Annotated in this window: 21 protein-coding genes; 7 read left to right on the top strand and 14 right to left on the bottom strand. The window is 68.0% G+C overall.

Annotated elements, in window-relative coordinates; translation table 11 throughout:
- The 4 genes from ACIA49_RS37925 to ACIA49_RS37910 are packed head-to-tail and all read right to left on the bottom strand — an operon-like array spanning nt 1 to nt 2,706.
- A complete protein-coding gene (locus ACIA49_RS37925; protein ID WP_396383116.1) occupies nt 1-918 on the bottom strand; it encodes a hypothetical protein in 918 nt (305 codons plus the stop codon).
- A complete protein-coding gene (locus ACIA49_RS37920; protein ID WP_396383115.1) occupies nt 918-1,769 on the bottom strand; it encodes a hypothetical protein in 852 nt (283 codons plus the stop codon). The genes ACIA49_RS37925 and ACIA49_RS37920 overlap by 1 nt, the downstream gene beginning before the upstream one ends.
- 29 nt (nt 1,770-1,798) lie before the next feature.
- Nucleotides 1,799-2,038, bottom strand: coding sequence for a conjugal transfer protein TrbC (locus tag ACIA49_RS37915; protein WP_396383114.1), 240 nt, complete (start codon nt 2,036-2,038; stop codon nt 1,799-1,801).
- 50 nt (nt 2,039-2,088) lie between these two features.
- Nucleotides 2,089-2,706, bottom strand: coding sequence for a DUF6668 family protein (locus tag ACIA49_RS37910; protein WP_396383113.1), 618 nt, complete (start codon nt 2,704-2,706; stop codon nt 2,089-2,091).
- A 252-nt stretch (nt 2,707-2,958) separates the two neighbouring features.
- Between ACIA49_RS37910 and ACIA49_RS37905 the strand changes: the two genes are divergently transcribed.
- Nucleotides 2,959-4,410: a hypothetical protein gene (locus ACIA49_RS37905; RefSeq protein ID WP_396383112.1), complete on the top strand. Its 1,452-nt coding sequence runs from the start codon at nt 2,959-2,961 to the stop codon at nt 4,408-4,410.
- Nucleotides 4,407-4,649 carry a hypothetical protein gene (locus ACIA49_RS37900; protein WP_396383111.1) on the top strand — a complete coding sequence of 81 codons (243 nt, stop codon included), beginning with the start codon at nt 4,407-4,409 and terminating at the stop codon, nt 4,647-4,649. The genes ACIA49_RS37905 and ACIA49_RS37900 overlap by 4 nt, the downstream gene beginning before the upstream one ends.
- A gap of 58 nt (nt 4,650-4,707) precedes the next feature.
- On the opposite strand, the gene rplI is transcribed toward ACIA49_RS37900, so the two are convergent.
- From rplI to ACIA49_RS37875, 5 genes are all read right to left on the bottom strand, one after another.
- Nucleotides 4,708-5,154, bottom strand: coding sequence for a 50S ribosomal protein L9 (rplI, locus tag ACIA49_RS37895; RefSeq protein WP_391544027.1), 447 nt, complete (start codon nt 5,152-5,154; stop codon nt 4,708-4,710).
- Nucleotides 5,155-5,168: 14 nt separating this feature from the next.
- Nucleotides 5,169-5,402: a 30S ribosomal protein S18 gene (gene rpsR, locus ACIA49_RS37890; RefSeq protein WP_012924539.1), complete on the bottom strand. Its 234-nt coding sequence runs from the start codon at nt 5,400-5,402 to the stop codon at nt 5,169-5,171.
- Between the two features lie 78 nt (nt 5,403-5,480).
- Nucleotides 5,481-6,059 (bottom strand): single-stranded DNA-binding protein, encoded by a 579-nt coding sequence (locus ACIA49_RS37885; protein WP_396383110.1) that lies wholly within the window; start codon nt 6,057-6,059, stop codon nt 5,481-5,483.
- Between the two features lie 92 nt (nt 6,060-6,151).
- Nucleotides 6,152-6,442 carry a 30S ribosomal protein S6 gene (gene rpsF / locus ACIA49_RS37880; RefSeq protein WP_132211461.1) on the bottom strand — a complete coding sequence of 97 codons (291 nt, stop codon included), beginning with the start codon at nt 6,440-6,442 and terminating at the stop codon, nt 6,152-6,154.
- Between the two features lie 211 nt (nt 6,443-6,653).
- A complete protein-coding gene (locus ACIA49_RS37875; RefSeq protein ID WP_396383109.1) occupies nt 6,654-7,307 on the bottom strand; it encodes a DUF4241 domain-containing protein in 654 nt (217 codons plus the stop codon).
- A 73-nt stretch (nt 7,308-7,380) separates the two neighbouring features.
- Between ACIA49_RS37875 and ACIA49_RS37870 the strand changes: the two genes are divergently transcribed.
- Entirely contained in the window at nt 7,381-8,184 is an 804-nt protein-coding gene (locus ACIA49_RS37870; protein ID WP_396383108.1) for a deoxyribonuclease IV, read from the top strand.
- Here the strand turns inward: ACIA49_RS37870 and ACIA49_RS37865 are convergent, their stop codons facing one another.
- Nucleotides 8,185-8,676: a hypothetical protein gene (locus ACIA49_RS37865; protein ID WP_396383107.1), complete on the bottom strand. Its 492-nt coding sequence runs from the start codon at nt 8,674-8,676 to the stop codon at nt 8,185-8,187.
- Between the two features lie 36 nt (nt 8,677-8,712).
- Between ACIA49_RS37865 and ACIA49_RS37860 the strand changes: the two genes are divergently transcribed.
- The gene (locus ACIA49_RS37860; RefSeq protein WP_396383106.1) at nt 8,713-9,255 is read left to right on the top strand and encodes an NUDIX domain-containing protein; all 543 of its coding nucleotides are present in this window, start codon (nt 8,713-8,715) and stop codon (nt 9,253-9,255) included.
- Here the strand turns inward: ACIA49_RS37860 and ACIA49_RS37855 are convergent.
- The 3 genes from ACIA49_RS37855 to ACIA49_RS37845 form a co-directional block, all read right to left on the bottom strand.
- Nucleotides 9,224-10,432 carry an MFS transporter gene (locus ACIA49_RS37855; protein ID WP_396383105.1) on the bottom strand — a complete coding sequence of 403 codons (1,209 nt, stop codon included), beginning with the start codon at nt 10,430-10,432 and terminating at the stop codon, nt 9,224-9,226. The genes ACIA49_RS37860 and ACIA49_RS37855 overlap by 32 nt on opposite strands.
- 33 nt (nt 10,433-10,465) lie before the next feature.
- Nucleotides 10,466-11,182, bottom strand: a complete 717-nt coding sequence (locus ACIA49_RS37850; RefSeq protein ID WP_396383104.1) for an SDR family NAD(P)-dependent oxidoreductase — start codon at nt 11,180-11,182, stop codon at nt 10,466-10,468.
- A gap of 68 nt (nt 11,183-11,250) precedes the next feature.
- Nucleotides 11,251-11,817, bottom strand: coding sequence for a TetR/AcrR family transcriptional regulator (locus ACIA49_RS37845; RefSeq protein WP_396383103.1), 567 nt, complete (start codon nt 11,815-11,817; stop codon nt 11,251-11,253).
- 124 nt (nt 11,818-11,941) lie between these two features.
- Between ACIA49_RS37845 and ACIA49_RS37840 the strand changes: the two genes are divergently transcribed.
- The 3 genes from ACIA49_RS37840 to ACIA49_RS37830 all read left to right on the top strand — a co-directional run bounded on the left by ACIA49_RS37840 (nt 11,942) and on the right by ACIA49_RS37830 (nt 15,074).
- A complete protein-coding gene (locus ACIA49_RS37840; RefSeq protein ID WP_396383102.1) occupies nt 11,942-12,871 on the top strand; it encodes an SDR family NAD(P)-dependent oxidoreductase in 930 nt (309 codons plus the stop codon).
- Nucleotides 12,872-12,937: 66 nt separating this feature from the next.
- A complete protein-coding gene (locus ACIA49_RS37835; RefSeq protein ID WP_396383101.1) occupies nt 12,938-14,068 on the top strand; it encodes a lipid II:glycine glycyltransferase FemX in 1,131 nt (376 codons plus the stop codon).
- Nucleotides 14,069-14,072: 4 nt separating this feature from the next.
- Complete coding sequence (locus tag ACIA49_RS37830) at nt 14,073-15,074, top strand: alanine racemase (protein WP_396383100.1); 1,002 nt, start codon at nt 14,073-14,075, stop codon at nt 15,072-15,074.
- A 41-nt stretch (nt 15,075-15,115) separates the two neighbouring features.
- Here ACIA49_RS37830 and ACIA49_RS37825 read toward each other — a convergent pair whose 3' ends face one another.
- On the bottom strand, nt 15,116-21,400 hold the full coding sequence (locus ACIA49_RS37825; RefSeq protein WP_396383099.1) for an RHS repeat-associated core domain-containing protein: 6,285 nt from the start codon (nt 21,398-21,400) through the stop codon (nt 15,116-15,118).
- Between the last annotated feature and the right edge of the window lie 81 nt (nt 21,401-21,481).

Below are 21,481 nucleotides of genomic sequence, written 5' to 3'. Positions count from 1 at the left end.
TCAGGACGTCTTCGGCGAGACGAAACGGAGAATGGCCGGTAGTGCGACCACGGCGAGCAGCATCATGGTCACGCCCATGATGATGTTCATCAGCTGCGGTGTCCCCTTCTCCGCCGTGACCCCGTCGGGGACCGTCGGCGTGTGGATCATGAAGATGGCGGCCGCGTAGATCAACGCGGCCACGGGTTTGTAGATGATGAATCCGGCCAGCCAGGCCAGCGACCGTTTGAACCACATCATCCCCATCTCGGTGTTGGTCGCCGCGGCGGTCAACGGGAAGATCCCGGCCAGGAGCACGAGCATCGCGTATCTGACGATCATCAGCGCGAGCTGGATGATCGCGGTGATCACCATCAGGATGCCGATGAAGATCACCAGGGCGAACCCCAGTAACTCCCCGGGATCCTTGAGCGGATCGACCATCACCTTCGTCAGCATGGTCGGGAAGTCGTGGTGCTCGGCCTTGTCGGAGGCGAGCGCCTCGTTGATGACCCACTGGGAGAACTGGTCGCCGTACTGGGTGAGCGCCGAGACGACCGACAGCAGGCCGGCGTTGACCACGACCATCGTGAGCAGCGACTTGAGGATGTCGCGCAGCGGCTCACCCCGGTGCGAGATCGCCATCTGGATCGCGCCGATGATGACCGCGATCGTCGCGACCGAGAGCATGATGTACGTCGTCCGGTCGTGGATCCAGGAGACCGCGCCACTGTCGTCGGCCTGCGGCGTGGGCAGGTAGACCCAGAGGAAGCCGACCGCCTTCAGGACCGCGGTGACCGCCTCGATGACCACATCGGCGATTGCCTTGAGCAACAACTTGAAGATCGGCGTGAGGGTCCGGCGGACCACCTCGCCGAGGAACTCCTCGACGCAGTCGTCCCAGTCCCAGGGCGCGAGCGAACAACCGAGAACGATCATCACGCCCCCTGGAATCCGACGTAGCTCTCCAGGGATCCGAGCAGGTCCGGCTGGGTGCTGCCGTTGAAGCTGCCGTCGGGCTGCAACTTGCCCTGCCAGTCCTTGCCGTTCCAGACCATGGTGACCGGCAGCGCACCGACCGTGCGCTCGTCGAACCGGACGGCGATCGAGATGATCGCGCGGTCCGGCTGGTAGTCGATCACCTTGAAGCCGGCGAACTGGCCGGACTGGTTCTCGTCCCGCGGCGTCGGGGTGGCCCGGTTCTGGGCGATGGCGGCGTTCCGGCCCGGTCCCGGAGCGACCCGGGTGGCCAGTACGTCGGCGGTCAGCGCCGGGTTCTTGATCTGGGCGAGCAGGACGAACGTCGCGAACACCGCGCCGGTCGGCGAGTGGGCGAAACACGAGCGGACCCCGTTGCGGTCCATCGCGGCCGGGCCGGCCGCCTGCTGGGCCGGGAACAGCATGTCGTCCTCGAACTGCCAGGTGACACCGACCGGCGCCACCCGCGGAATCCCCTGCGGCGGGTTGGCTGTCTTACAGCCGCCGGACCCGAGGACCGGCGGCTTGGTCACCGTCGGCGTCGCGGTCGGGTCATCGGTCGGCGTGGCAGGTCCGCTCGGCTCGTCCGTGGGCCCACTGGTCGGATCGGTGACCGTCGGTACCGGCGTCGGCCGCGGCTGCGCGTCCGGCGTACCGGAGCCTCGGAGAACCACCCAGAGCACCAGACAGATGACCACCGCACCGAGCACGACCGCGGCGGCGACGAACCCTCGCTCCTGCCAGAAGCCGGTCGACTCGCCGTCGCCGCCGCCATCGTCGTCGGAGCCGGAACTCCTGCTGAACAACCCCACCGTCGATCAGACTCCCGTCGGGACTACCGTCAGCCCTTGAGCGCGCCGACGAGCAGCGACGCCGAACCGATCACGATGCAGGCCGCCAGGACCCAGCCGAGCCGGGCAGCGTGCTCGCCACCCTCACCGCGGCGCTGACCGACCGCCATCATCGCGCCGGCGATCAGGATGCCCAGGACGCAGATGGTGAAGGCGATCCAACGCACCCAGTCGATGACGAGATCGAGCTTCTCCGCACCCGGGGGCCGCTGGCCGCCGAGCGGGAGCATGGAGGGAACCTCCGTGATCAGGTGTGCCAACATCATCGCAGTAGTGCCTTTCAGTACGGGGCGGGATAGTCCGCTGGGTTTGACGCGCGAAGAGCGTAGATGGATTCAAGAACTTCGAAAACCTCGTCGGGGGTATTGTCGGGCGAGGGAGCCTCCCCTCTGCGCCACTCCTCGATCCAGGGAATGTCCCAGACTCTGGGGACGCCGCCACCGACGATGTCGGCGAAGTCGTCGAGCACCCGGGGCAACCGGCCCGAGGCGTCCGCGATCAGCACCAGGCCGAGCACCGCGACTCCTTGGACGACACCGGAGGCCCACTCGGTCGCGGCCCGCTGAGCGGCCCGCAGGCCCGACCCGCTGGTCCGCGCGACCAGGATCACCGGCGTCGGTACCGGAGGCGGCGGGATCGGCCAGCGGTGGTTGGCTGCCCGGGTCCCCGGGAGCAACTGCGCCATGGTCGATTCGCCGGAACCGCCGTGCACGCCGACCCACCACAGGGTGTCGGCGGCCGGGATCGCGAACTTCGGCAGCCGCTGGTCCTCGGCGGGCGCCGGAACACCGTGCTGGGGGGCGGACGGCCCCCGCGGCGTCAGGTTCGCAGTCTGGGCAGGTCCCGGTGGCGGACCCGGCTCCGGCTGTTGCTGCCGGGTCCACGGGTTCTGCGTCATGAGACCTCCTCTCCCGCTGCGTCACTGACTGTCGCCCACAGTATTGTCTCGCTTTCCGGGTGTACGTTCGTGACCCATCCACAGGCGAGGATGTTTCTACCCCCTTGTCGGGGTCAGCGGAGCCGCCGGGCTCACGGGGTTTCTGCCTGCCGGAAGTCTCCTGGCATGCCTTCGGGTGCGGGGGACATGCTAGAACGAGTGCGTCGGCTCCGGATGAACGAGGGAGATCTGTGGCTGTAATGAGAGGTCGTCGTGGCTGAGAAGATCCCGTCCTGGCCAAAGGTCACGATTCGGCTTTACGACGACCACAACGCCGAGGTCAAGATCGCAGGCCGCAGCCACCCGGTCAACCACCACGATCCGCGGCAGGCCGCGATCGCGCTGGTGACCGAGCGCGCGGCCCAGCTGGGCCGGGCGATGAAGGCGACCGCGGTCGAGGCCGACGGCACGTCGTGGCCGCTGGTCATCCACCCCGACGGCGAGGTCGAGGCCGTCGAGGCCCAGACCCGCAAGCGCAGTGGCAGTGGCGGTGGCGGCGGTGGCGGCGGAGGTGGCGGTAACGCGCAGAAGCCGATCTGGCCGATCATCGTCGCGTTCGTGCTGGCCGGTGTGCTGATCTTCGGCACCGTCCTGTACTTGAAGGTGTTCCGCAACTCGGGTGGTCCGCCGGTCGCGAAGACCGAGCCGGGCAAGCTGCCGCCGCTGCCCGAGCCGAGCGTCGCGCCGGACCAGTTCTCCGCGCGCCCGGTACCGCCGGGCTGGACGACCAAGGCCGACTGGTCGGTCGACATCGCCGCGAACACCACGCCGGCGGTCTCACCGGACGGCAACGAGGTCGCCGTACTGACTCCCGATCACAAGATCGCGGTCTTCGACAGCGACGGCAAGGTCAAGTGGCAGGACAAGGTCCCGAACGATGCCAAGAGCCCGGTCTACACGACTGTCGACTCCAAGCGCGTGCTGGCCGTCGCATCCGAAGACACCTTGTACTACTGGCCCGGTGACGGTCTCGAGGCGATCGAGGTCGAGCTGCCGAACTCGTCGGCCGTCCAGTTCTTCGGTACGTCGCCCCTCGTCGACCTGGCCGGTGACGCCGGCGCCAGCGTCGTCTCCGGCAAGGACCTGCAGACGGTCCCGAACCAGCCGCGACTCTCCACCGTGCTCCTTGCCCAGGGCACCAAGGCGCTGTTCGCCCGGTACGCCGGTCCGCTGTACTGGAGTGAACCGGGCAAGGAGCTGCAAGAGGTCGACCTGAAGAAGCCGGGCGGTGGCAAGGACGTCGAGCGGGTGGTTGCCGCGAGCCCGGAGCTCGTCCTGTCGTTCTACACCAACGGCAAGAAGGACGAGGTGATCCCGACCGTCCAGTCCACCGCGACCGGCGCGGTCGTCGCCACCTGCCGTGCGACCAACGTGAACGAGGCGCAGAACTGGCAGTGGCTGCCCGACCCGAACCGCAAGATCGCGGCCTGGGGCGCGTGCCTGATCAACTTCAGCAACGGCCGGACCTCGATCCTGCCGAACTTCCGGCCGTACTCGATCACCGGTACGACGATCTTCGGCACCACCGGCAGCAACCTGATCGCGATCACGCCGGGCGGCAAGCCCAGCACGCTCCCGACCGACACCGCGCGGCCGTGGGGGATCGCCGGCAGCCACGCGATCATCCTGCACGACTCCGTCGTCTACGCCCTGGCCAAGAAGTGAGGCGGCTGCCGGCGGCCGTCGCCATCGGCGTACTGGCCGCTGCCGCCTGCCTGAGCCCGGCGATGGCGACCGAGGACGATCCGGGCCCGGACAAGTACCCGCAGATCAAGAAGCCGGACAACGGCGGCGCCTCCGGCGATCCGGTCAGCGCGCAGTATCCGCGGATCGAGAAGCCCGGCGCGGTCGGCGGCGACGAGGATCCCAAGCCGCCGGCCTGGCCGGCCCCGAAACAAGGCTGAACACACGAAGGCCCGCGGTCCCCGAAGGGAACGCGGGCCTTGCGCTTTGCTGCCTGGGTCAGCCGGCCGCGACCTCGAGGCGGACCGTAGCGGCCACCTCCGGGTGCAGCTGGACCGAGACCTGGTGCTTGCCGGTGGTCTTGATCGGCGACGCGATGTTGATCGCGCGCTTCTCGACCAGCGGGCCGCCGGCGGACTTGATCGCACCGGCGATGTCGGCCGGGGTCACCGAACCGAACAGACGACCGGTGTCACCGGCCTTGACACCCAGCGAGACAGTGAGCTGCTCGAGCTGGTTCTTGACCTCGCTCGCGTGCTCCTTGCCCTGGATCGCCCGGGCGTCACGCGCCCGCTTGATCGACTGGATCTGCTTCTCGGCGCCCCGCGTCCAGCCCAGGGCCAGACCGCGCGGAACCAGGTAGTTACGGCCGTAGCCGTCCTTGACCTCGACGATGTCGCCGGGGGCTCCGAGGCCCTCGACCTCCTGCTGCAGAATGAGCTTCATGTGTCGGACCTCCCTCAGCGAGCGGTGCTCGTGTAGGGCAGCAGAGCCACCTCACGAGCGTTCTTGATAGCGGTGGCCACGTCGCGCTGGTGCTGCACGCAGTTCCCGGTCACCCGGCGGGCGCGGATCTTGCCGCGGTCCGAGATGAACTTGCGCAGCAGCGCGGTGTCCTTGTAGTCGACGTACGTCGCCTTGTCCTTGCAGAAGCCGCAGACCTTCTTCTTCGGCTTCCGAATGATCTTGGCCATTGTGGTGCTCTCTTCCTACTAGAGCCCGGCACGAGTGCCGGAATGGTCTGTCTTACAGGTCTCGATCCGGGGGCCGGATCAGAACGGGGGCTCCTCCATCGAGCCGCCGCCCTGGCTGGCCCAGGGGTCGTTCTGCGGGGCGGACTGACCGCCACCGCCTTGCGGGGTCGCCCAGGGGTCGTTCTGCGGGGCCGCGCCACCCTGGCCGCCACCACCGCCGAAGTTCCCGCCACCCTGGGGTGCGCCACCGCCACCACCGAAGTTGCCGCCGCCGTCGCCACCGGGACCGGACCGCATGGCCTTGGTCACCTTGGCGGTGGCGCTGCGCAGGCTCGGACCGACCTCGTCGACGTCGATCTCGAAGACCGTGCGCTTCTGGCCCTCACGGTCGTCGTACGAGCGCGACTTCAGCCGGCCCTGCACGATCACGCGCATTCCGCGCTGCAGCGACTCGGCCACGTTCTCCGCGGCCTGGCGCCAGACGGAACAGCTCAGGAACAGCGATTCGCCGTCCTTCCATTCACCGGACTGCCGGTCGTACGTCCGTGGGGTCGACGCGATCCGGAAGTTCGCGACGGCCGCACCGGACGGCGTGAACCGGAGCTCCGGATCGTCGACAAGATTGCCGACCAGTGTGACGACGGTTTCGCCTGCCATTGCCGTTCCTCCTGCTTTCGGGTGTGACTGTGTCTACAGCTATTGGTACCGGCTGGTGCCGACAGTACCGATGGCTGCTGACGACCCCAGGCTCAGTGCTGGTCCGGCCGGATGACCTTGGTGCGGAGAATCGACTCGTTCAGCGTGAGCTGACGGTCGAGCTCCTTCACCACCGCGGGCTCCGCGGTCAGGTCGATGACGGCATAGATGCCTTCGGCCTTCTTCTTGACGTCATACGCAAGCTTGCGGCGGCCCCAGATGTCGAGCTTCTCGACGGTGCCACCTTCCTTGCGGACGATGTTCAGGTACTGGTCGATGGACGGCTCGACCGTGCGCTCATCGAGCTCCGGGTCGAGAATCACCATGACTTCATAACGACGCATGCGCGAACTCCACCTCCTTCGGACTTTGGCGGCCACGGTCTTTCCGTGGCAGGAGGGCGATGCGATTGCACTTCACACCGGCACTTGCCGCTGGTGTCAAGCAACGAGCCCGGTCGATGGACCGGGCCACATCCAAAGAATACCAGCGTTCGGACCCCGGATTGACCATATCCACAGGGCAACTCCAGGCGTGGCGATCACCTGTTGTGGATCAGTCGTCACTCTCCGGACCCACGACCAGCAGGTCGATATGGATCCCGAGGGTGCGACCCGCGGCGTCCACCGTGCGCACCACCGGGTACGCGCCGTCACCCCAGCCGGAGTGCGCGAGGACGAGATTCTCACCCGCCGTGGCCAGTGGCAGCACGATGTTGGCGCATCCCTCGCGGTAATGGTCGGGCGAGTCCATCCGATCGAACCAGCTGTCCTCGTCGAACTCCATCAGGTCGCCCCAGTCACCCTCCGGCATCTTGGTCCGGACCGCCTCGGCATCCGCGAACGCGACCGTGCCGGCGTCGACCGGGACCAACCAGAACTCGTCCTCGCCGAGCTCCTCGTCCCCACTGGTCGCCGCCTCGACCCTGGCGACCTCGCCCTCGGCCACCAGCAGCGACAGGTACGCCTCGCGCAGGTGACTGCCGTCCTGGGCATCGGACACGTCCGCGACGGTGACGAAGGCCGGATAGTCCCCCGGCGGTACGTCGACCACCGGGCCCTCGCCCAGGGTCACGAACGGGTCGGATGCCTCGAGCCGCCCACTGGGAACCCGCAGCACGCCGAGCTCATGAACGGTCAGGGACCACGTCCGGCCGTCGACCTCGACGGGACCGGGGCGCAGCGCGCGGAACAGGCTCGGAGTGATCACCCGATCAGCGTACGACCACGAGATCGCGGTGAGCGGGATCTGAATTGTCGGCGGGCGGTTCTAGGGTGGGTGCATGAGCTTGAAGCTGGGTGCACACGTCGACCAGGAGGACCCGCTGGCCGAGGCGGCCGACCGGGGCGCCGACCTGGTGCAGTTCTTCCTGGGCAATCCGCAGGACTACAAGGCGCCGAAGGTGGCGTATGCCGACGGCGAGGAGGCGCTGCGTGAGCGGGCCGCCGCGGCCGGCGTCGACCTGTACGTGCACGCGCCGTACCGGTTGAACGTGGCGAACACGAACAACCGGATCCGGATCCCGAGCCGCAAGCTGTTGCAGCAGACGCTCGACAAGGCGGCCGAGATCGACGTCAAGGGCGTCATCGTGCACGGCGGGCACGTCGGTGACGAGGACGACCCGGAGGCGGGCTTCGACAACTGGCGCAAGTGCATCGAGCGCGCCGAGCTGCCGGTCCCGCTGCTGATCGAGAACACGGCCGGCGGCGAGAACGCGATGGCCCGGCAACTGGAGCGGATCGAGCGGCTGTGGGAGGCGGTTCAGGCGTCCGGCAACGACCGCCTGGAGAACGTCGGCTTCTGCCTCGACACCTGCCACTTCCACGCGGCCGGTGAGGAGTTGCCGAGCATCGTCGAGAAGGTGCTGGCGATCACCGGCCGGATCGACCTCGTGCATGCGAACGGTTCCCGCGACGAGTTCGGCTCCGGCGCCGACCGGCACGCGAACTTCGAGGACGGCCACATCGACCCGGCGCACATCGTCGCGGTCGTCGAGGCCGCCGGTGCGCCGGTCGTGGTCGAGACGCCGAACGCCGACCACGGTCAGAAGACCGACATCGACTATCTGCGCTCACACCTGAGCTAGCTACTCGGCTTGCTCAGCCTTGTCGGCGTCGGCCTTGTCAGCGCTCAGGTGGTAGAGCCAGTAGCCGATCCCGAAGGGGAGCAGCAGGCCTAGCGTGGTGGTGTCGCGTGGCGGAATCAAGACTCCGACCAGCACTCCCGCCACGCACAGGATCGTCGACACCTGGAACAGGTCAAAGCGACCGAAGACACGTTGCCGCAGATCGGTGCGCTCCAGGGCGCACAGCGCATAGAGACCGGCCAGGGCGAGCAGCAGCACGGTCAGGACGACCAGACCGAGGACGGCGAGGACGTCGAACCCGTCCATCCCGCCGAGGCTGTGCCCGTACTGGAACGCGCCCACCAGCACGGTGACCGCGGCACAGATCCAGAACAGGCTCTTCGGGCTCTGCTTGGCCGGTTCAGTCTGTTCGGCCGTCTCAGCCGTCTCAGCCGCTTCAGCCGGCTCGGCTGGGTCGGCCGGCTCGGCGTCGGGCTCGGGATCTGGGGCCATGGCCGCGACGGTAGCGCACCGAAGGACAATGGCGGGATGCAGACCGAGGAATCCTGGGCCGAGCAGTTCCCCGAGCTCTTCGCTCCCGGCCACTGGGCCTGGGGCGAGCTCGACGTCCGGTTCACCGTCGAGGAGCCGCCGGACGAGCTGATCAGCAACGTCCACGTGCTCTGCCGGACCACCGGCGGAATTGTTGTCTGCGGCAACGATCTCGGCTGGCGCTTCCTGCCCGGCGGCACCCGGGAACCGAACGAGACGATCGAGCAGCTCGTCGACCGCGAGCTCCTCGAAGAGGCCGGTGCCCGGCTGACCGGCCCGATGACGTGGCTCGGTGCTCACCGCGCCGACCATCGGCGGCCCACGCCGTACCGGCCGCATCTGCCGCACCCACTGTCCTACTGGGCCAACGTGGTCGCCGACGTCGTGGTCGATCAGGCGCCGACCAACCCCGAGGACGGCGAGCAGGTTACCGAGGTGCTTATCCTGCCGCCGGCCGAGGCCGCGGCCTGGCTCGAGGAGCAGTCGGACGGCGTGATGGGCCCGATCGTCAGGCTGGCGATGGCAATGGGGCTGGTTTAGCCGACCGCCATGGCAGCACGAAGGCGCTCAGCAGAGCGCACGCGCCGCCGACGTACATCGCACCACGCAACCCCAGTACGGCGGTCAGCAGTCCGCCGAGCGCGATGAACGCCGGCTGCACGCTTCGTGAGGTGATCGACCAGGACGTCAGCACGCGCGCCATGTACCTGTCCTCGGTCACCTCCATCCGGTACGTCGCGAACGACGGGTTGAACGCGCCGGCCGCCACCAGCAACGCGGTCTCGGCGATCAACAGCCAGAAGAACCCCGCCATGCCGTCCGGAGCCAGTGGCAGCAGCAGCGTCCACGGTGCCCGCAGTACGCCGAACCACAGCAGCATCCGATGCAGCCCGAGCCGCCGGGTGAGCCTCGGCGCGAGCCACGCACCGAGCACACCGCCGAGGCAGGAGACGCCCAGAAACAGTCCGTAGCTCCACGGCGCCAGGTGGAGATCGCGCAGCATGAACACGGTCAGCAGCGGCGAGATCATCATCACCGGACCGCCGAACAGCTGCGCGTTCACGAACAGCACGGCCAGGCCGCGGTTCTTGAAGATGTACTTCCAGCCGGCAGCGACATCACGCTTGCCGGTGTGCTCGACAGGCTTGGGCTCCGGGTGCTGGATCCGCCGGATACCGAGGGCAGACAGCAGGAACGACACCGAGTCCACAGCCAGCGTCAGCGTCGCACCGACCAGGCTGACCAGCCCACCACCGATCGCTGGCCCGACGCTCATGGTCAGCCAGAAGACCTGCTCGAACTTGCCGTTCGCCTCGGCCCGCCCCTCCGGCCCGACCAGCGCCTTCAGATGCGTACCACTCGCGCTCATGAACGCGATCTGCGCGGCCGACTGCAGGACGCCGACCACACACAGCTGTGGATAACTCAGCACATCGAAGGCCACCGCGATCGGCACACTGGCCAGCGCCCCGAACCGGATGATGTCCGTCGCGATCATCACCGGCCGCTTCCGCCGCCGTTCGATGAAGTCGCCCATCGGCAACGCGAGCACCGCCGCCGCCAGCGCCGAGATGGCGGCGAGCATCGACACCTGCACCGTGCTGACATCAAGCACCAGTACGGCGACCAGCGGCAGCGCGCCGTACCCGATCCCCGACCCCATCGCACTGACCGCGTTCGCGAACCACAACCGCCGGAAGTCCGGCCCCAAAGACATCCCGCGATCGTAGGAGCGGCCACCGACAGAAACTCAGCGCAGGTTGAGACCGCCGTCGAGGAGGACGACTTCGCCCGTCACATAGGTGTTGTGGATAAGTGCTGAGATCAGGTCGGCGACGTCCGCCGGCTGGGCGGATCGACGCATCGGGCTTGAGGTTTTCCACAGGTCTTGAGCGCCGGTCCAGTCGGCGGTCATCGGAGTATCCACAAGTCCTGGCGCCACCGCGTTCACCCGGACCTCGGGTCCGAGTGCGGCGGCGAGCAGCTTGGTGACGTGGTTCAGGGCGGCTTTGCTGGCGGCGTACGCGATGGAACTGCCTTTCGGGCGGACACCGGCATGGCTCGTCACGTTCACGATGCAGCCGCCCGATGACCGCAGCGCCGGGAGCGCCGCCGTACACAACAACCACGGGGCGATCAGGTTTACGTCGAGCACCCGCCGCCAGTCTTCCGCTGACAGCCCATCGAGCTCGGCATGCGGTACCGGCCAACTGATCCCTGCGTTGTTCACCAGTACGTCGAGTTGCCCGTGCTCGGCCAGCACCTCCGGTACCAACTCACGGGCCGAGTCGTCATCGGCCAGATCGGCCTGGTGATACGACCCACCCAACTCCGCCGCCAGCGCGATCCCGGCCTCCCGGCTGACGCGCGAATGCACCGCCACGGTGAACCCATCCGCCGCGAGCCGCCGAGCCACCCCGGCGCCGATCCCCGAGACCGACCCCGTCACCAACCCAACCTTCGCCATACCGCCCCTTAAAACTCACAGCGTCCGAAAACACGCCGACCACGTACTGCGTTCGTTCGGACGTTAGGTCAGGGGCGGTAGCGGAGGCCGTCCAGGAGGAGGTCGAGGAGTCGGCCGGCGGTTTCGCGGTTGTCGCCGGCCGCGAGCGCCACGCCGCTGATGCCCTTGAGGATGTCGTCCGCGGAGATGTCGGAGCGGAGTTCACCGGCGGCGACCCCGGCGGCGAGGAGTGGTTCGATCGCGCCGACGAGCAGCTCGAGGCTGTGGTCGTACGGGTTGGCGCCGGCGGCGATGATCGCGCGCAGGGCGTCGGCCATGCCCATCTTGCGGTGCATGTAGTCGGCGAAGCGGTCCATCCAGGTCCGCAGCGCCTCGGCCGGCGGGAGTTTGTCGAGCAGCGCGGGTGCGGCTTCGCAGACGGTCGCGAGCTCCTTGCGGTACGCCGCTTCGATCAGCGCCTCGCGAGTCGGGAAGTGCCGGTAGAGCGTGCCGATGCCGACGCCCGCATCCTTCGCGATCCCCTCGAGCGTCGCCTCCAGCCCGCACTTCGCGAACGCCCGTGCGGCCGCGGCCAGCACCTGGTCGCGATTGCGCTGTGCGTCGGCCCTGAGCGGTCGCGCCTTCGCCTCGGTCATCTTCCCCTCCTCCCGACCTCACCCAGAACCTAGCGGACTTGATATCCGGAGGCGCCTCCGCTTAACTGGGTTTATCCGGAGGCTCCTCCGGATCAAGACTAGCTCGCAGAACGGGATCAACCCCATGAGCAGATTCACCACTCCTTTCGGATATGACTCCACGGCCGCCGAGGTGATCGCGGGGACCGACCTGACCGGTCGGCGCGCGATCGTCACCGGTGGCGCCTCCGGGATCGGCGTCGAGACCGTCCGCGCCCTGGCCGGGGCCGGCGCCGAGGTCACGCTGGCCGCCCGCGACAAGGTCGTCGGTGAGCGTGTAGCCGCCGGCATCATCGACTCCACGGGCAATAGCAAGGTGTACGTCGCTCCGCTCGAGCTCGCCGATCGCGCCTCGGTGCGCGCCTTCGCGGCGAATTGGGACGGGCCGCTGCACATCCTGGTCAACAACGCCGGTGTGATGGCCGAGCCGCTGAACCGCACTCCCGAGGGCTGGGAACACCAGTTCGCCACCAACCACCTCGGCCACTTCGGCCTCGCGCTCGCGCTGTACGACGCGCTCACCGCGGCCGACGGCGCCCGGGTCGTCGCGGTCAGTTCGAGCGCGCACCTGCGCGGCAACGTCGACTTCGACGACCTCCACTTCGAGAACCGCCCGTACGACGAATGGACGGCGTACGGGCAGTCGAAGACGGCGAACATCCTGTTCGCGGTCGAGGCGGCCAAGCGCTGGGCGAGTGACGGCATCACCGCCAACGCCCTGATGCCGGGCGGGATCCGGACGGCCTTGCAGCGGCACGTCGCTGACAGCCTGACGCCGGAGATGCAGGCGGTCTGGGACAACTACAACTGGAAGACCACCGAGCAGGGCGCCGCCACCTCGGTCCTGCTGGCCGGGTCGCCGCTGCTCGACGGTGTGACCGGTCTGTACTTCGAGGACAACAACGAGGCACTGCCCAACGTGCCCGGCGAAAACACCGGAGTGGCGCCGTACGCGCTGGACCCGGAGGCCGCCACCCGGCTGTGGGAGACCTCACTCGAACTTTTGAGCAAGTAAGGGGCGTTCACTCAGGTTGCCGGCTCGACTGGGGTTCCTCCCCGCGGGCCGGTAACCTGACCGACCGTGAGTGACTTGAGCATCCGGATCATCTCGGCCGACGAACACGCCGCCTTCATCGCGGCACGTCCGTCGGCCAGCTTCCTGCAGACGCCTGGGTGGGCGGCGGTGAAGAGCGAGTGGAAGGCCGAGTCACTCGGTTGGTACGAGCCGGGCAACCCGGCGGAGCTCGTCGGGGCCGGTCTGGTGCTCTACCGGCAGATGCCGAAGGTGAAGCGCTACCTGGCCTACCTGCCCGAGGGCCCGGTGATCGACTGGGACGTGATCGACCTCGGCCGCTTCCTGCGGCCGCTGGCCGCGCACGCGGAGGCGCAGGGGGCGTTCGGCCTCCGGATGGGCCCGCCGGTGCCGACCCGGCGCTGGGGCGCGAAGACGATCAAGGACGCGATCGCCGCCGGCCAGCAGCCGCGGCTGCGCGAGGTCCGCCCGGACGTGATCGAGCCGTCCGGTGCCACCGTCGCGAACCAGCTGACCGCGCTGGGCTGGAAGGCCCCGCGCGTCACCGAGGGATTCGGCGCCGGCCAGCCGCGGTACGTGTTCCAGATCCCGATGGCCGGCTGTACCCCGGACGACCTGCTGAAGAACATGAACCAGCTCTGGCGGCGCAACATCAAGAAGGCCGACAAGATGGGCACCGAGGTCACGGTCGGTGGCCTCGAGGACATCAAGGCCTTCCACGCGCTGTACGTCGAGACGGCCGCGCGGGACAACTTCACCCCGCGCCAGCTGCCGTACTTCGAGAAGATGTACACCGCGCTGGCGAACCAGCCGGCCGGGTGCTGTGACTTCCGGGTCTACAACGCCCACCACGAGGGCGATCTGATCGCGTCGACGATCTGGATCCGGGTCGGCGGCCATTCGTGGTATGTCTACGGTGCCAGCTCGACCGCCAAGCGGGACGCGCGTGGATCGAACGCGATCCAGTGGCGCATGATGTCGGACGCACTCGCCGAGGGTGCGACCGTGTACGACCTACGGGGCATCACCGACACCTTGGACCCGAACGACCCGCACGTCGGGCTGATCCAGTTCAAGGTCGGCACCGGCGGCGAAGCCGTCGAGTACGTCGGTGAGTGGGATCTGCCGTTGAACAAGGCGCTCTACACCGCATTCGACCTCTACATGAGACGGCGTTGACACCATGCCCCTGACCCTGCACGTCGATTCCGATCGATGGCGCGATCACCTTCGTTCCACGTGGAACCCCGATATCGTCCCGGTGGCCAAGGGCAACGGCTACGGGTTCGGCAACCACCGGCTGATCGCCGAGTCGCGCGCGCTCGGTGCCCGGACGGTCGCGGTCGGCACCTACTTCGAGGTGCCGCCGGACCCGCGTGAGGACGTCGTCGTGCTGACGCCGTGGCGGCCGTTCCTGGAGATGTCGCAGAGCAAGAACGTGATCCACACGGTCAGTCGGCTGGCCGACCTGGTCTCGATCCCGGCCGGCAGCCGGGTACTGATCGAGGTCCAGACGTCGATGCGCCGGCACGGGATCGGCGCCCGCGAGCTGCGGCACACGATGCTGCTGAACGCGCTCGACCGGATCCGCTTCGAGGGCTGGTCGCTGCACTTCCCGATGGGCGCCGGCGGTACGTCGGCCAACGTCCGTGAGGCGGCGCAGCTGGCCAAGGCGGCGACCGACGTACGGCGGGGTCCGCTCTGGGTGTCACACGTCCCGGCGCAGAAGCTCGGTGACATCGGCGAGAACGTCAAGCTCCGGATGGGTACGGCGCTCTGGCTCGGCGACCGTGGTGCGCTGACGGTCCGCGCAACTGTGCTCGACGTGCACTCGGTCCGTCGCGGCGAGCGCGTCGGCTACCGCCAGCGCCGGGTCAGCGGCGACGGCCACATCCTGGTCGTCTCCGGTGGCACCGCGCACGGCGTCGGCCTGGAGGCCCCGACCGCCGCCGCGACTGTCCGCCAGCGCGCGATCGCGATGGCCAAGGGCAGCCTCGATGCGGCCGGCATGGCACTGTCGCCGTTCACCATCGAAGGCAAGCAGCGCTGGTTCGCCGAGCCCCCGCACATGCAGGCCAGCATGCTCTTCCTCCCGTCGGCCGTCGCGCCGCCCGCCGTGGGCGACACGATCGGCGTCGACGTCCGCTTCACCACCACCTCCTTTGACCGCGTCTCGATGGACTGACGGGTGGTCGCCCCCGGCTGCAAGCCAGGGGCGACCAAGCCCTACCGTCCGCCGATCACCGGCGGCGGCTGCACCGACTGCCCCTGCCACGGCCCGGGTGCTCCCGGCCCGCCGATCACCGGCGGAGGCAGGACCTGCTGCTTCGGCATGTCGCGGTAGTTGGTGCCACCGACGTAGCCCGGGGCGCTCACGAACCACCTCCAGAGCTTGCTCCAGTTCATACCGCCCGGCCCCATCGAGTCGTTGTAGGCAAGACCTCCGACGATGATCCCGCCACCCGTGCCGATCAAGGTTCCGGCGATTGCTCCTACGACCGTTCCGGGGCCAGGGAAAACCGAACCGATGACGGCACCGGTCCCGGCCCCGATCAGGGCGTACTCGACGCCGAACGCGGCCATCACATAGATCTTGACCGGCAGGTCCTCACTCGGGCTGTCAGGCTCGATGTTGATCCCCGCGGGCGGGCTGCCGCCGCCTCCCGTGGAGGTGAGCACCATGGTTTTCTTGGCCCAGCTCGTGGTCGCGTTCTGGAACGCCAGCAGAGCGGTGATCTGCGCCCAGGTCGCCTGCGAGCCTTTGCTCGGATCGGTGAGCTGGATCGCGGAGCGGGCGATCTGGTCGAGGCTGTTCTGTTCGTCCGGGCCCACGTAGCGGCGGATGACGCGAGTGACCCGGACGACCTCGCGGATGGTGCGGTTCCGGACGATGACGATCTTCTTGGTGACGCGCTTGTACGCCGTTCCCATGCCTCGGTAGGCGGCGGCCATGGCGTGCATGCCGAGGGCGTCGGCCATCTTGGCCTTGTTGCTCAGGTCCCGCGACATCGCGGTGTACTTGATCAGGTACGTCTGGTACGTGACCACGCGTTCGGTCAGCGTGCGCAGCCGGACGCGGGTCTCCTGGATCACGTCGGTGACGTAGCGCTTGCCGTCGGCGTCGCTGAAGACGACGGGGTTGTTGTTGGCGTAGGAGTAGCCGTTGAGTTGCTGGGGATCGCTCGGATCCACCACCGGGTCCACCGAGATGAAGCGGCCACGGGTCGGATCGTATTCACGAGCACCCAGGTGGACCAGCCCGGTGGAGTCGTCGATGGTGCCGTTCACGAAACCGCGGGTCCCCGGCCAGGCGGTCGGGGCAGCTCCACGAGTCTCGCCGTACGGCGTGGTCCGGCGACGCTGGACGGCGAGGGTGGCCGCGTCGATCGAGGCGGTCGCCGTACCGTGCAGGTCGGAGGCGATCCAGTCGATGTCGTTACCGACCCGGACGGCGACGGTCGCGCCGCCGAACGTGTAGTAGCGAGTGCCGACAGGCTGAGCGGTACCGGTCTTGAGGAACAGCTCGGTCCCACCGAGGTAGAGAGTGGTGCCGGTCGGGTCGCGCTTGATCAGCCGGTTGCCGTCGGCGTCGTACAGGTACGACGTCTTCTTCCCGTTGCCGGCCACCTCGTTCAACCGGCCCTCGCTGTCGAACGTCATCGTGTCGGTGACGCCGTTGAGGTTCCGGGTCTTGAGGTCACCCCGCTCGTTGTAGGTGTACTTGTCGGTCCTGGTGGTCGCACCGCTCGTCGTCACGACGTTGTCCAGCGCGTGCGGCTTGTCGGTCAGGTAGGTGTACTTGCTCGTGGTCACGCCGGCGGTGGTGGTCCGGGTCTCACTCCTCCGGTTGCCGGTGACATCGAACGTCCAGCTGTGCCAGTACGGCGCCGGTCCGCCCAGTGCACCAGCTGTCGGCGCCGTCTCGCACTTGCCGTCACCCGGCGTCCACGCTGACGTGAGGCGCCGGTAGCTGTCGTACTTGAAGCACTGGTAGTCCGCCTGCTGATCAGCCCCGGTATCGGAGATCCGGGTGATGTTCCCGGCCTGGTCGTAGCTGTACTCCGTCTTCTCGACGTTGTCGGTCAGCGCCGTGTTCACCTGCGCACTGTGGAGCCGATGCGTTCCCAACTCGTAGCCGAACTGCTGCTGGACCCACTGACCGTTGCGGCCGAGTGCGAGCTCCTCGGTCTCCTTGAACGGCGTGTACGACGTGCCGAGCACGTAGGTCTGATCCTCGTGACCCTGTACTCCCAGCGACTGCGGCAGGTTGACTTCGTTGTACGTCGTCTCCAGCGTCTCCTCGGGCAGTCCGCCGACACCTGGCAGCTTGGTCGTCTTCACCTGACCATCAGGCGTGTAGGTGGTCGCCACCGAGTACGTCTTGCCGAGAGCACCTTCGGTCGCCGGAATGACCACATCACTCCCGGTCGGCAGGCTGGCGTTGTCGTAGCTCGTGTACTTGATCGTGTACGGCTGTCCGTTCACCCAGCGGGTAGCGCTGCTCAGTGAACCGGGCTTGACGTCGTCGTACTTCCACTCCGCGAGCAGCACCCCGGTGCTCAGGCTGCCCTGGTACATCGCGGTCTTGCGACCCATCTCGTCGTACTTGTAGGAAAGCGTCGACTTGGTCGCCTCCTCGGTCGTGGAGGTGACCTGGTCCAGGTCGTTGTAGGTGTAGGTGGTGACGCCCTTGTCCGGGTCGGTGTCCTTGATCTTGCGGCCGCGCAGGTCGTAGTCGTACTTCCAGACGTTGCCGGCCGGGTCGGTCACCGTGGCCAGCTGACCGGCCGGGTGATACGTGTACGTCGTCTTGTCAGGGGTGGTGGTCGCCGGGTCGCCCGGGTACTTGAGCAGTTCGGTGACGCGCCCCTCGACGTCGGTGATCTTCGTGGTCGCCTGCTCGCCGTTCGGCGGGACGACGGTCTCGGAGTTCGCGGTGACGGTGTGGGTGGTGTGCCAGAGCTCCTTGCCCAGCGAGAAGAACCGCTCCACGGTCGGACGGCCCTGGTCGTCGTACTCGATCGTCTTCTTCTCCGGCAGCGCCGACTCATCGGTCGGTACGACGAAGTCCGGCGACGGCGGCGCACTGTTGTAGTACGGACCGAGCTGAGCGACCTCGAGCCCGCGGGCGTCGAAGACGTGGTCGGTGATGACGCGTCCGCCGCCCGGCGCCGCGGCCTGGGTCTGGCGAGTCCTCAGCAGTCCGTCACTGAGCTGCATCTCGACGGTCCGGCTGCCGTCGTCGTTCAGCGTCGAGGTGGTCACCGTGTTCGGCTTGGTCGTGTTCACCGAGTAGGTGCTCTCGGAGTTCGCCGTACCGCGGTCCTGGCCCGGCAGGAAGGTCTTGACCACCCGTCCGAGCGGATCGCGCTTGGTGTCGGTCGCACGCCCGGCCGGGTCGATCACTGTGCTCTCAGTGCCCCAGGCGGGATCCAGCAGGGTCTTGGAGGTCTGTCCGTTCGGCTCGGTGACGGTGGTCTGAGTAAGCGGTGCACGGCCGACCGGGAGGTAGTCGGCCCGGGTCTGCTTGTCATCCGCGTTGGTGGAGGTCTTCACCCGACCGACCTCGTCGAAGGTCGACGTACTGACGGTCTGGTAGACCGGCGCGCCCGCAGTGTCGAAGCCGGACAGTCGCCGGATGGATGCGGCATCCCCCTTCGTCACCGTGGTTCCGTTGTCGTAGGCGGTCAGCTCGTCGCCGAGCACCTGGTTGTTGGTGAAGGTCTTGTCACAGGCAACCGAGACCGTCTGCTTGCGAGTAGGTAGCTCGGCGATACCGAGTGCCGCGTTCCCGGTGTACCAGTAGCGGGTGCAGGTGTCGTCGGTCGTCTTGGCGACGTCGTGCGAGTCGCTCGTCCACTCCAGGACGCCGTCGGCGGTGAAGTGGTTCTTCGACGCGCTCTTGCGGGTCCCCCCGCCAGGGAGCGTCTGGCTCTGCTGGGTCGCCTCCTGCTCGATCTTGTACGACTTGGTGACCGTCCCCCAGCTGTTCTTGCGGCTGGCGGTCGCGGCCGAGACCCAGTGGTCGGTGATCGCGCTGTCCACGACAGCGGTGCCGTCCAGCGTGGTCTGTTCCCGGACCGCGCCGGACAGCGTGTTGGAGTCGGGGATCGCGACGCCGTCCGACCCCTTGACCGTCGCCGTCTTGGTGCTGCCGTCCGCCTTGAGGTCACCGTCCATGCCACGGAAGTAGACGTTCTCGGTGACCTCGGGCGCCGCACTGCTCGCGCCCTTGGTGACCTTCACCTTCCCGTAGCCACGCCACTGCGACCAGGTCTTGTTGTCGACCTCGACCAGGCCGTCCTCGTCGTCGTGCCGCCAGGCCGGCGTCCCCTCGTACTCGACGGTCGTCTCCACCGGCACACCGCGTCCGGTGGTGTCGTTCTCGGTCACCCCGGTGACGAGGTACTTGTTGAACCAGTCCTGCCGCTCCGCCTGGTCTTTCGGCGTCCACTTGATCGGGTGGCAGAGCTTGGTGTTGTTGGACGGGTCCGTCGGCAGGTTCCCCGCCGAGCACTGCGCGGTGCTGTAGGCGACGACGAGCTGGCCGCCGGTCCCGCTGGTCACTGCCCCGACCCGCGGCCACGCGAACCGTGGATATCCGTCACCTTGGGAGACCACCCGGTTGTCCCGCCACTCCGCGGCGAACGTGGTCTCCGGAGTGGTCGCCGTACCGCCGACCAGGCCGGTGTTCGTGATGCCTTCCAGCCAGAGGATCGGCGAGCGGCTGTTGTCGTTCGGATCGAGGAACGAGTAGCGGTAGTCCCACTGCTTCACGCCGGAGTACGCCGTACCGCGCCAGACCGACGTGGTGACTCGGGAGAGCCGCTTCTTGGTCCAGAAGGTCGGGGTGTAGTGGTTGGTGCAGTCCGTGTGGCTGGCGCATTCGAGGTCGAGCGGGGTGTCGGGGAACTCCGACGGCGCGCTGCACACGATGCCGGTGCGGCACCGATCGGCAGTCGTGAAGTCGACCGCGGCGACCGCCGGGTCGCGGTAGACCTTGCCGTCGGCCTGGCCGTACTCGATCCGGCTGATGTAACCGGACCGGGTGTACGTCGAGACCGAGGTGGCCGTCAGGTTCCGCGCGTACTGGTTGTCCTCCTTGGTGTAGAACAGGCTCATCGTGTTCCCGTGGGTGTCGACGACGTAGTCGAGGTTCCACCGGTAGGCCTGGTCGCAGAACGAGTCGGCGAAGGCAGTCTTGTTGCAGGGCTCCGCGCCGTTGTTGCCGGCCACCGGGACGGTCCAGGTGGACTGGGTCTCCCGGTCGTTGGTCTGGAAGCCGGGGAGCCGGTTCAGGCCGAAGTAGAACTTGGTACCCGCCTTGTCGGTGATCACCCAGTACTCACCCGCCGCACCGGGGCCGGTCCCGGCCTGGCCACCGTCACCGTTGAGAGCGCCGTACTTGCGCTCGATCCTGGTGCCGTCGTCGTTGCGCGGGTGCCAGATGTCGCCGGTCTCGTTGTCGTCCTTGACCAGCTCGCCACCGCCGCCGTTCAGGGTGAAGGTGGCGTTGTCGGTCCCCCAGCACAGGTCGCCGACGGTCTTGGTGCCGTTGTTCCCGTTCTGCTGGCTCTTGATCGAGCACGGCGCGTACCGGCGCTCGATGCTGCCACCGGGCGCGAGCTCGAAGCCGGCACCGGCCCAGGAGGACTGGCTGTTCGCCGACGTGGTGCGGCCGTCGACGCTGCCGGAGGAGTAGCTGAGACCGATGTCCGCCTTGGGTCCGCCCAGACTCGGCGGCACCTCCATCGGGTAGTTCCAGGTGAAGTCACCGGACGATCCACCGACCTGCCAGGTCGCGGTCGGGGTCAGCGAGGTCGCACCGGAATCCCCGGCCGTGCCTGCGGCCGCGGCCACCAGCGCGTACGTCGTCGGCCGGTCCGCGACTGTCACGTCGGCACTCGCCTCGCCCTGACCGGCGTTCTTGGTCGGCAGCGGTACGGCAGCGCAGTCGGCCCGGTCCGGCGTCTTCAACGCACAGTCGGGGAGGCGGACGAGCTGGAGCCGGTTGGCCCAGTCACCGCCGTACGCGTGTGAGAAGGCCGAGTAGTCGACCGTGAGTGAGGCCGCCCCGGACGTGGCGACGCCGTCGGCCCGGCTGAGCTGGACGCGCAGCTGGGACCCGGACCGGCCGAGCAGGTCGACCTTGACCTTGCCGGGTGTCGCGGCTTTCGCGCCGCGCGTGGCGGTCGCACTCGGACCGATCTTGATCGGCAACCCAGTGGCTGCGGCCTTGGCAGCTGTCCCCAGGTCGACGACAGCCGAGGCGGCCTGCGGCCAGGCGTTGGCACCCGGCGCGGTCACCGGTACGTCGCGGTCCGGCACACCCTTCGTGGGCACCACGACCTTCACCGGCACGGACTGCCGCTTGGCAACCGGCTTCGGCTGAGCCGGCGCGGCGGCTGGAGCAGCGACCGCGGGGAACTGGGCGGCACCGGACAGCAGCCCGGTGGTGAGGACACCGACCATGGCTATGGTCAGCACGCGGGGGACGGGATGGCGAGGCATGCGGATCCTCCAGACAGACGGGCGTCGGCCTCAGTGCAAGCCCTCCCCCGTGGTCCGGACAATCGGTTTCACCGGCGTGGA

This window comes from Kribbella sp. NPDC051587, from assembly GCF_044453945.1.
In the GTDB taxonomy this organism is placed as follows: domain Bacteria; phylum Actinomycetota; class Actinomycetes; order Propionibacteriales; family Kribbellaceae; genus Kribbella.
The sequence above is the reverse complement of the archived record's forward strand: the minus strand, read 5'-3'. Positions and strand labels throughout refer to the sequence as shown.

Excerpts from the sequence above, each read along its gene's own strand:
- ACIA49_RS37925 (WP_396383116.1), bottom strand. The coding sequence starts at position 918 with ATGATCGTTCTCGGTTGTTCGCTCGCGCCCTGGGACTGGGACGACTGC.
- ACIA49_RS37915 (WP_396383114.1), bottom strand. The coding sequence starts at position 2,038 with ATGCTCCCGCTCGGCGGCCAGCGGCCCCCGGGTGCGGAGAAGCTCGAT.
- ACIA49_RS37910 (WP_396383113.1), bottom strand. The coding sequence starts at position 2,706 with ATGACGCAGAACCCGTGGACCCGGCAGCAACAGCCGGAGCCGGGTCCG.
- rplI (WP_391544027.1), bottom strand. The coding sequence starts at position 5,154 with ATGAAGCTCATTCTGCAGCAGGAGGTCGAGGGCCTCGGAGCCCCCGGC.
- rpsR (WP_012924539.1), bottom strand. The coding sequence starts at position 5,402 with ATGGCCAAGATCATTCGGAAGCCGAAGAAGAAGGTCTGCGGCTTCTGC.
- ACIA49_RS37885 (WP_396383110.1), bottom strand. The coding sequence starts at position 6,059 with ATGGCAGGCGAAACCGTCGTCACACTGGTCGGCAATCTTGTCGACGAT.
- rpsF (WP_132211461.1), bottom strand. The coding sequence starts at position 6,442 with ATGCGTCGTTATGAAGTCATGGTGATTCTCGACCCGGAGCTCGATGAG.
- ACIA49_RS37870 (WP_396383108.1), top strand. The coding sequence starts at position 7,381 with ATGAGCTTGAAGCTGGGTGCACACGTCGACCAGGAGGACCCGCTGGCC.
- ACIA49_RS37865 (WP_396383107.1), bottom strand. The coding sequence starts at position 8,676 with ATGGCCCCAGATCCCGAGCCCGACGCCGAGCCGGCCGACCCAGCCGAG.
- ACIA49_RS37860 (WP_396383106.1), top strand. The coding sequence starts at position 8,713 with ATGCAGACCGAGGAATCCTGGGCCGAGCAGTTCCCCGAGCTCTTCGCT.
- ACIA49_RS37855 (WP_396383105.1), bottom strand. The coding sequence starts at position 10,432 with ATGTCTTTGGGGCCGGACTTCCGGCGGTTGTGGTTCGCGAACGCGGTC.
- ACIA49_RS37850 (WP_396383104.1), bottom strand. The coding sequence starts at position 11,182 with ATGGCGAAGGTTGGGTTGGTGACGGGGTCGGTCTCGGGGATCGGCGCC.
- ACIA49_RS37845 (WP_396383103.1), bottom strand. The coding sequence starts at position 11,817 with ATGACCGAGGCGAAGGCGCGACCGCTCAGGGCCGACGCACAGCGCAAT.
- ACIA49_RS37840 (WP_396383102.1), top strand. The coding sequence starts at position 11,942 with ATGAGCAGATTCACCACTCCTTTCGGATATGACTCCACGGCCGCCGAG.
- ACIA49_RS37830 (WP_396383100.1), top strand. The coding sequence starts at position 14,073 with ATGCCCCTGACCCTGCACGTCGATTCCGATCGATGGCGCGATCACCTT.
- ACIA49_RS37825 (WP_396383099.1), bottom strand. The coding sequence starts at position 21,400 with ATGCCTCGCCATCCCGTCCCCCGCGTGCTGACCATAGCCATGGTCGGT.